We start from the raw sequence: 8,377 nt of genomic DNA, 5'->3' as shown, positions 1-8,377 counted from the left end.
GCGCGATTTCGCTGGACAAACTGAATGCATTCGGCCAAGGGGCCACCCAAGAAGACATTATCTTGCCGATAGAGGCAGGGCTGGTCGACATCCCGGCTCTTAACCTCTCCCCGGAACAGGCAAGGGCGGTCCAACAGGGCCGCGTCTTGACCGGGATTGCCATGAAAGATGGGCTACATTGGGCGAGGGGCGCGGATTTGCGCCCACTTGCACTAATGGAAAACATCGACGGGATATGGAAAACCGTCCGTGGCTTTAACCTTACTCCATGATGTTCGAAGGAAAAATATGTCTATTACTGCAGAACGTAAAGCCCAGGTCATCAAAGAGCACGCACGCGAGCCTAACGATACCGGATCACCAGAGGTGCAGGTTGCAATCCTTACCGACCGTATCAATGCCCTGACTTCCCATTTCAAAGACCACCACAAGGACAATCATTCGCGTCGTGGTCTTCTTCAAATGGTCAACAAGCGTCGTTCGCTTCTCGACTATCTGAAAAAAATTGATGGCGCGCGTTATGCCGCCCTTATCGCGAAGCTTGGTCTTCGTAAGTAACCTAGTCGTTCGGCCCGCTTCGGCGGGCCGTTTACGTATTGGGTCATCCTGAACGTGTTTCAGGATGCAGAAATTCCGTCTCATGTCATTCTGACACAAGTTTAGGGTGACATGGCCGGTAGAAGGACATTCCAGCAATGAGGCTGGACTGTCATCGGGGCTCGAAAATGCCCCATCCGCGGCGGATCGGTATTTCCGCAACTCAAGAGGCCCCGCATCGCATTGGGCATGCGGGTCAAAGGAAAATTTATGTTTAATACGAAAACTGTATCAATCGAGTGGGGCGGACAAACCCTGACACTCGAAACGGGCAAAGTTGCCCGTCAAGCTGACGGCGCTGTTATGGCATCGCTCGGCGAAACTGTTGTGCTTTGCGCGGTTACCGCCGCAAAGTCGGTGAAGGATGGTCAGGATTTTTTCCCGCTCACCGTTCACTATCAAGAAAAATATTCCGCAGCCGGCCGTATTCCCGGTGGCTTTTTCAAGCGTGAGCGTGGTGCGACCGAAAAGGAAACGCTGGTTTCGCGTTTGATCGACCGTCCACTCCGTCCGCTGTTCCCAGAAGGTTTCTACAACGAAATCAACGCAATTGCACAAGTTCTTAGCTATGATGGCGAGAATGAGCCTGATGTATTGGCGCTTGTTGCTGCATCGGCTGCAATGACCATTTCGGGCGTTCCATTCATGGGCCCCATCGGCGCAGCACGCGTGGGTTACCTGAATGGCGAATATATCCTGAACCCAACCGACGCGCAGGTTGCCGAAGGCGACCTCGACCTCGTCGTTGCCGCAACCTATGACGCCGTGATGATGGTGGAATCCGAAGCCAATGAGCTTTCGGAAGAAATCATGCTTGGTGCCGTCCTGTTTGCACATGACGCGTGTAAGGAAGTCGTCAAGGCCATCATCAAGCTTGCTGAGCAAGCCGCGAAGGAGCCTTGGGCAATGGCAGAGCAGGCTGATTTGTCAGCCGCTAAGGAAAAGCTGAAGAAGCTTATCGGCAAGGATATTGCCGCTGCGTACAAGTTGACCGACAAGTCGGCACGCTCGAACGCTTTGAATGTTGCGCGTGCAGCGGCAAAGGAAGCTTTCACCGACGCCAGCCCGCAGGATCAGATGGCCGCAGGCAAGCTGATGAAGAAGCTGGAAGCGGAAATCGTTCGTGGCGCCATCCTTAAGGACGGCACACGTATCGACGGACGCACCACAACGCAAATCCGTCCTATTTTGGCAGAAACGCATTTCTTGCCACGGTCACATGGTTCGGCATTGTTCACCCGTGGTGAAACGCAGACCATCGCAACCTGCACCTTGGGCACCAAGGACGCAGAGCAGATGATCGATGGCCTTGGCGGTCTGCATTATGAAAACTTCATGCTGCATTATAACTTCCCACCCTATAGCGTTGGTGAAGTCGGTCGCTTTGGCGCACCAAGCCGCCGCGACATCGGCCATGGTAAGCTTGCATGGCGCGCGCTGCACGCCGTGTTGCCAACCAAGGAAGAGTTTCCTTACACCATCCGTATCACCAGCGACATTACCGAATCCAATGGTTCGTCGTCGATGGCATCTGTGTGTGGCGGAAGCCTGGCGATGATGGACGCTGGCGTTCCAATCAAGCGCCCAGTTTCGGGTATCGCAATGGGCTTGATTCTTGAAGGCAAGGATTTCGCAGTCCTGTCGGATATCTTGGGTGATGAAGATCATCTCGGCGACATGGATTTCAAGGTAGCCGGTACGTCTCAAGGCATCACGACGATGCAGATGGACATCAAGATTGCGGGTATTACCCGCGAAATCTTTGAAGCTGCATTGAACCAGGCCAAGGAAGGCCGCGCGCATATCTTGGGCGAAATGGCCAAGGCATTGGGCGAAGCCCGTGGCGAGCTGTCCGCGCATGCGCCGCGTATCGAAACCATGCAGATCGACAAAGCGAAGATCCGCGACATCATCGGTACCGGTGGCAAGGTCATCCGCGAAATCGTCGCGACCACCGGCGCAAAGGTCGACATTGATGACGAAGGTCTTATCAAGATTTCGTCGTCTGACATCGCGCAGATCGAAGCGGCCCGTAAGTGGATTTCGGGCATCGTTGAAGAAGCAGAAGTCGGCAAGATTTATGACGGCAAGGTCGTCAACTTGGTTGATTTCGGCGCATTCGTAAACTTCATGGGTGGCAAGGACGGTCTCGTCCACGTCAGCGAAATGCGCAATGAGCGCGTTGAGAAGGTTACCGACGTCGTCAGCGAAGGCATGGACGTTAAGGTCAAGGTTCTTGAAATCGACCCACGCGGCAAGGTGCGCCTGTCGATGCGCGTTGTGGATCAGGAAACCGGTGAAGAGCTGGAAGACACACGCCCGCCCCGCGAAAAGAGCGAGCGTAGCGATCGTGGACCCCGTCGTGAAGGCGGCGGCGGTGGTGGACGCGGTGAAGGCCGTGGCGACCGTGGCCCGCGTCGTGATGGCGGTGGACGTGATGGTGGACGGGGCGAAGGCCGCGGCGACCGTGGCCCACGCCAAGACCGTTCAGAAGGCGAAAACAAAGGCGGGGGCGACCCCGACCATGTGCCAGCTTTCTTGAAGGATTAAACCTGAGTTCCCCTCCCGCAGGCGGGAGGGGTTAGGGGAGGGTTCAACCCAAACAAAACATCCTGCAAAAGGCAGGGGAGGAAAGGGGCAGCTTCGGCGGTCCCTTTTTTTATGGTGCCATATAAAGGGTAGAAAATATACCTTTTCGGTGTTATATAATTATAAACGTTCGAATATGATCCCGACAAAAGTGCAGCCAATCTGGCGAAACACGGTATTGATTTTGAACAGGCGCAAGCACTTTGGGACGATGATCGGCGTATCTTTAGACCAACTTATCAGGGCGTAGACGGCGAAATCCGTTGGCTGTTGGCTGTTGGCTGTTGGCTGTTGGCTGTTGGTTGGTCTGATTGATGACAAGCCATGGTCCGCTATATTTGCCGAGCGCGAAGACATAGTGCGGATCATCTCGGTTAGGCGATCACGCGACAATGAAAGAGAGGCGTATTATGGGCAAAACAATTGATATTGAAGAGTTCGAACAAAAGTTCGACGCTGGTGAAGATATCTCCGAATATATCGACTGGAGCAGCGCACGCCGTCCAAGCGTTGCGGCAAGGCGCGTCAATGTCGATATGCCGCCACATATGATTGCGCAACTGGATGTGCAGGCAAGAAAGCGCGGCGTAACGCGGCAAGCGCTGATCAAGATGTGGCTGGCGGACCGGTTGGAGCAGGCGGCTTAGGGTCAGGACCTCTTAAATCCACCTTCGCGGCGTCTAAATGGCAAAGACATTCCCGCTTATGTTCGCGCCCCTTTTTTGTTTGGGAATTCACCAGCATTATGGCAAATAAAGCCCATGACACGGCAGAGTTCGAAATCCGTCATCGGCACCAAGGCCTTCGCCGCAATTACTGCAGTCGAAGGACTGACGCTAAGCGCTGCAAGCAAGACTCGCCTTGCGAACTTGAAAGCCAATGGCCTCAACAATGATGAGCGCCGCGCTGAAATCATCCGTGCCTATCGGGCCGCCCGATAATTGTGAGCGGCGGCGCTTTAGTTATAAATGATTCTGTGGCTATTAACGGTCAATGACACCTCAAGATTTCATCGCCAAATGGCGCGCCGCCGAGCTAAAGGAACGCAGCGGCAGCCATAGCCATTTCAATGATCTATGCGCACTGCTAGGTCTTGCTGATCCTGCAACAGCCGACCCCAAAGGCGAGTGGTTTACGTTTGAAAAAGGCCTCTCAAAAACCGCAGGAGCACAAGGCTGGGCCGATGTCTGGCGCAAGGGATGCTTTGCGTGGGAGTATAAGGGGCCACGCAAAGACCTCGACAAGGCGTTCAACCAGCTTTTGCAATATAGCGTTGTACTGGAAAACCCGCCCTTGCTGATCGTGTCCGACATGGACCGCATCCGAATCCACACTAACTGGACCAATACGGTGCAAGAGGTGCATGATTTCACCCTCGAAGACCTGATCGATGGCGACACGCGCGAGAAACTGAAACGCGCCTTTACCGATCCCGAACATTTCAAACCAACCAAAACCCGACAAGCCCTAACCGAAGAAACCGCAAAAGAATTTGCCGGCATTGCCCAGCGCCTGCGTGATCGGGGACATGACCCGCACAAGGTTGCCCACTTCGTCAACCAATTGGTGTTCTGCATGTTTGCCGAAGATGTCGGTCTGCTGCCCGACAATCTGTTCACCAAGATGCTCAAGGCCAGCCGAACTCGGCCTGAACGATTCGAGATGAATGCGCGTAAGCTGTTCGGGGCCATGGCGACCGGCGGCGATTTGGATTTCAGCCCTATCGACTGGTTCAACGGCGGCCTATTCGCCGACGATTTTGCCCTACCGGTTGAGGCGAAGGACATTGACGAGCTATTGTCCGCAGCAGAGCGCGATTGGTCACAGATTGACCCGTCGATACTGGGCACTTTGTTCGAACGTGGATTGGACCCTGCCAAGCGCAGCCAGTTGGGCGCGCATTATACCGACCGTGAAAAGATCATGATGATCGTAAAGCCGGTGATCATCGACCCGTTGGAGGCCGAATGGGCTGATGCGCTTGAGAAAGCCAAAGCCGCTATCGAAACTGCGGATGCAGAGGCAGAGGCAGCGTTGCAGGATGCCAAGGATCGAGGCGAACTGGCTGATGAAATTCGATTGCTAGAAGGAGCATTGCGGCCTGGTCGTCAGCAAAATCTTTTCAATAACTTACCTCGGCAAAAGCGGGTTCGCGAGCTGGATGTCGTTCGAAAAAAATTGCGCGATGCAAACGCCAACGTGATGGCTGCACGCGACCTTGCGAAAAAACAACGGGATGAATTTCTGCTTAGACTCAGGAATTTTAGAGTTCTCGATCCTGCATGCGGCTCAGGCAATTTCCTGTATGTCGCCCTCCGTTCGCTGAAAGACATCGAGCATCGTGCGAATATCGATGCCGAAATTCTCGGCGTAGAGCGTGCTTCGCCGCAGGTCGGCCCCGAATGTGTGCTGGGCATCGAACTAAATCCCTATGCCGCCGAACTGGCGCGCGTGTCGGTGTGGATCGGTGAAATCCAATGGATGCGGCGAAATGGCTTTGACGCGGCGAAGAACCCGATCTTGCGAACGCTCGATACGATTGAGTGCCGCGATGCGGTGTTGGCGTGGGAACCAAAACCCTCTCCGGAACAGGCCGATTCCCGCAAAAATTCCTCCCCGGAACGGGGAGGTGGCAGCCCCCTTGGGCTGACGGAGGGGGCCCAACTTGCCGACCGCGCTGCTGCTGATAGAGGGGACCCCTCCACCGCTTCGCGGTCCCCCTCCCCGTTCCGGGGAGGATTTTCGGAGGATGCTGAGCCTACCCTGATCCCCATCCGGGCAGAATGGCCAGCGGCGGATGTGGTGGTAGGCAACCCGCCCTTCTTAGGCGCAAGCAAGATACTTGGCGAATTGGGCGACAACTATACCGCTGCTTTGCGAAAAGCATGGGGTAGCGACGTGCCCGGATTTGCAGACCTAGTAATTTATTGGTTCGCTATGGCATGGAGCCAGATGCAGGCTGGCAAACTAACCCGCGCAGGGTTGGTGGCTACAAATTCAATTCGAGGTGGCGCGAATCGCGAAGTGCTAAAGCCAATTGTCGAACACGGTCGAATTTTTGAAGCATGGAGTGACGAACCTTGGACCGTCGATGGTGCCGCTGTTCGAGTGTCTATGATTTGCTTTGGTCGGGGTGTCGAACGGCCGAAACTTAACGGGCAACTAGTCGAGAAAATTCTTCCCGACTTGACCGCAAATGAAAGTGACTTTGACCTTACAAAGGCCGCTCGGCTTTCCGAGAATGCTGATATTTGCTTTGAGGGCGTAAAAAAGTACGGGCCATTTGACATAGACGGTACGCTGGCGAGGAAATGGCTGTGCGCTCCACTTAACGTAAATGGACTTCCGAATTCAGTTGTATTGAAGCGCCTTACGACAGCAATGGATATTGTGCGAAGACCAGAAGACCGCTGGGTAATCGATTTTGGGCCAAATTCTTCGTCAACCGAAGCGGCTTGCTTTGAAGCCCCATTCTCCTTCGCTGAAGAAGTGGTGAAACCTTATCGTGATCAAGTTCGCGATGAAAAGACTAGGATAAAATGGTGGTTGTATGAGCGTCCCCGACCCAAACTAGTTTCAAAACTCAGTCCGCTCGCCCGCTATATCGCGACTCCTCGTGTCGCGAAGCATCGAATCTTTATCTGGCTTGAGAAGGCGTGCAATCCAGACACGGCCATCGACGCCATCGCCCGAGACGACGACACCAACTTTGGCATCCTCCATTCGACCTTCCACGAACTCTGGTCGCTGCGCATGGGCACTTCGCTTGAGGACCGCCCACGCTATACCCCGTCCACCACCTTCGAAACCTTCCCTTTCCCCGAAGGCCTGACCCCAAACATCGCCGCCGCCGATTATGCCGATGACCCCCGCGCCATCTTTATTGCCACCGCTTCCGCGCGGTTGAATGAATTGCGCGAAAACTGGTTGAACCCGCCGGACCTTGTGGTGCGCAAACCCGAAGTCGTTGCTGGCTATCCCGACCGCATCTTGCCCCGCGACGAGGTGGCGGCCAAGGAACTCGCCAAACGCACGCTCACCAACCTTTACAACGCCCGCCCCGCTTGGCTCGACAATGCGCATAAGGCATTGGATGAGGCGGTGGCCGAAGCTTATGGCTGGGGCGATGACTGGCGCACCGGGTTATTGACCGAAGACGAAATACTGGCACGATTGTTCCGCCTCAATCAGGAACGGGCAAAGGTTTGATTTTGGCATGGACCGTTAGGTTAACTTGCGAACTTAACCAGACGATTTCTGCCAAGAACAATATTGACTTTCCCAAAACTGTCTCATATAGAAGACATCAATGATCGATGTCCGTCAGACCAAAATCTTCATGGAATGGCGCGCCGGGCTTCGGGATGCTGTTGCCAGAAAACGCATCGGCGCAAGGATTGATCGGCTTTCGTTCGGTAATTTTGGCGACGCGAAATCGGTCGGTGAGGGGGTAAGCGAGTTGCGGCTCGATTTTGGTCCCGGCTACCGCATCTATTTTGTGCAGCGGGGCGATGTGTTGGTCATCTTGCTGTGCGGCGGTGATAAATCCACGCAGGCCCGAGATATCGCCAAAGCCAAAAGGCTGGCGCAGGAATTGGCCAAGGAACCAAATGGAGAATGATATGGGTTTAGAAACATTTCCCTTCGATATCGCCGATGAGCTTCACGATGATGAGGCGCTGGCGATTTATCTGGATGAGGCGTTGCAGACCGGTGATCCGGCCTATTTCGCGCACGCGCTCGGCAAAGTCGCCAAGGCGCGCGGTATGACCAAGATTGCGCGAGAGGCGGGGTTGAGCCGTGGCTCGCTCTATGCGGCGCTTAGCGAAGGCGGCAATCCGACCATTGCGACACTGATGCTGGTCATGAAATCGCTTGGGCTTAGGTTTGGAGCTGAGCAAGTCGATAAGGCTGCCTAAAAACCGTGCCATCTAAAGCCGCCTCAGGCCCAAAATTAAGATGCTGAAACAAGTTCAGCATGACGGGCGTGGGCGTTACAAAATATCGGACGTGGGCGTTACAAAATATCGGACTTGGGCAACACAAAACATCCTGCAAAAGGATTGAACACGAAGGCGGCGACTTAGGCGGCCTCTTTTTATACCCTACCGCGCCGCAGTTCATCGCCGATACACAATATTTCGGCCACGCTATGTGCGTGTTTATGCGCCGTGCCAAGCAAAAGGCTTGG

8 protein-coding genes and 2 pseudogenes are annotated in these 8,377 nt (G+C 54.6%); all 10 read left to right on the top strand.

Annotated elements, in window-relative coordinates:
• Positions 1-272 (top strand): annotated as a pseudogene (locus tag HEQ34_RS13645) (tRNA pseudouridine(55) synthase TruB); the annotation flags it as partial.
• A 16-nt stretch (positions 273-288) separates the two neighbouring features.
• The gene (gene rpsO, locus HEQ34_RS13640) at positions 289-558 is read left to right on the top strand and encodes a 30S ribosomal protein S15 (RefSeq protein ID WP_296201403.1); all 270 of its coding nucleotides are present in this window, start codon (positions 289-291) and stop codon (positions 556-558) included.
• A 249-nt stretch (positions 559-807) separates the two neighbouring features.
• Positions 808-3,147, top strand: a complete 2,340-nt coding sequence (gene pnp / locus HEQ34_RS13635) for a polyribonucleotide nucleotidyltransferase (RefSeq protein WP_296201401.1) — start codon at positions 808-810, stop codon at positions 3,145-3,147.
• 186 nt (positions 3,148-3,333) lie between these two features.
• A pseudogene (locus HEQ34_RS14480) lies at positions 3,334-3,501 on the top strand (BrnT family toxin); the annotation flags it as partial.
• A 95-nt stretch (positions 3,502-3,596) separates the two neighbouring features.
• Positions 3,597-3,833 (top strand): CopG family antitoxin, encoded by a 237-nt coding sequence (locus tag HEQ34_RS13630; protein WP_296201400.1) that lies wholly within the window; start codon positions 3,597-3,599, stop codon positions 3,831-3,833.
• 114 nt (positions 3,834-3,947) lie between these two features.
• Positions 3,948-4,127 carry a hypothetical protein gene (locus tag HEQ34_RS13625; protein WP_296201399.1) on the top strand — a complete coding sequence of 60 codons (180 nt, stop codon included), beginning with the start codon at positions 3,948-3,950 and terminating at the stop codon, positions 4,125-4,127.
• Between the two features lie 52 nt (positions 4,128-4,179).
• Entirely contained in the window at positions 4,180-7,395 is a 3,216-nt protein-coding gene (locus HEQ34_RS13620) for a DNA methyltransferase (RefSeq protein ID WP_296201398.1), read from the top strand.
• Between the two features lie 100 nt (positions 7,396-7,495).
• Positions 7,496-7,807: a type II toxin-antitoxin system RelE/ParE family toxin gene (locus HEQ34_RS13615; RefSeq protein ID WP_296201397.1), complete on the top strand. Its 312-nt coding sequence runs from the start codon at positions 7,496-7,498 to the stop codon at positions 7,805-7,807.
• A 1-nt stretch (position 7,808) separates the two neighbouring features.
• Positions 7,809-8,105 carry an addiction module antidote protein gene (locus tag HEQ34_RS13610; protein ID WP_296201396.1) on the top strand — a complete coding sequence of 99 codons (297 nt, stop codon included), beginning with the start codon at positions 7,809-7,811 and terminating at the stop codon, positions 8,103-8,105.
• Positions 8,106-8,164: 59 nt separating this feature from the next.
• Positions 8,165-8,377: hypothetical protein (locus HEQ34_RS13605; protein WP_296201395.1), on the top strand; the 213-nt coding region annotated here is incomplete at its 3' end.

The sequence above is a fragment of the Sphingorhabdus sp. genome (assembly GCF_023910635.1).
Taxonomy (GTDB): Bacteria; Pseudomonadota; Alphaproteobacteria; order Sphingomonadales; family Sphingomonadaceae; genus Sphingorhabdus_B.
This window is presented reverse-complemented; position numbering and strand designations above follow the sequence as displayed.

Coding starts and splice junctions, on each gene's coding strand:
- rpsO (WP_296201403.1), top strand. CDS start 289: ATGTCTATTACTGCAGAACGTAAAGCCCAGGTCATCAAAGAGCACGCA.
- pnp (WP_296201401.1), top strand. CDS start 808: ATGTTTAATACGAAAACTGTATCAATCGAGTGGGGCGGACAAACCCTG.
- HEQ34_RS13630 (WP_296201400.1), top strand. CDS start 3,597: ATGGGCAAAACAATTGATATTGAAGAGTTCGAACAAAAGTTCGACGCT.
- HEQ34_RS13625 (WP_296201399.1), top strand. CDS start 3,948: ATGACACGGCAGAGTTCGAAATCCGTCATCGGCACCAAGGCCTTCGCC.
- HEQ34_RS13620 (WP_296201398.1), top strand. CDS start 4,180: ATGACACCTCAAGATTTCATCGCCAAATGGCGCGCCGCCGAGCTAAAG.
- HEQ34_RS13615 (WP_296201397.1), top strand. CDS start 7,496: ATGATCGATGTCCGTCAGACCAAAATCTTCATGGAATGGCGCGCCGGG.
- HEQ34_RS13610 (WP_296201396.1), top strand. CDS start 7,809: ATGGGTTTAGAAACATTTCCCTTCGATATCGCCGATGAGCTTCACGAT.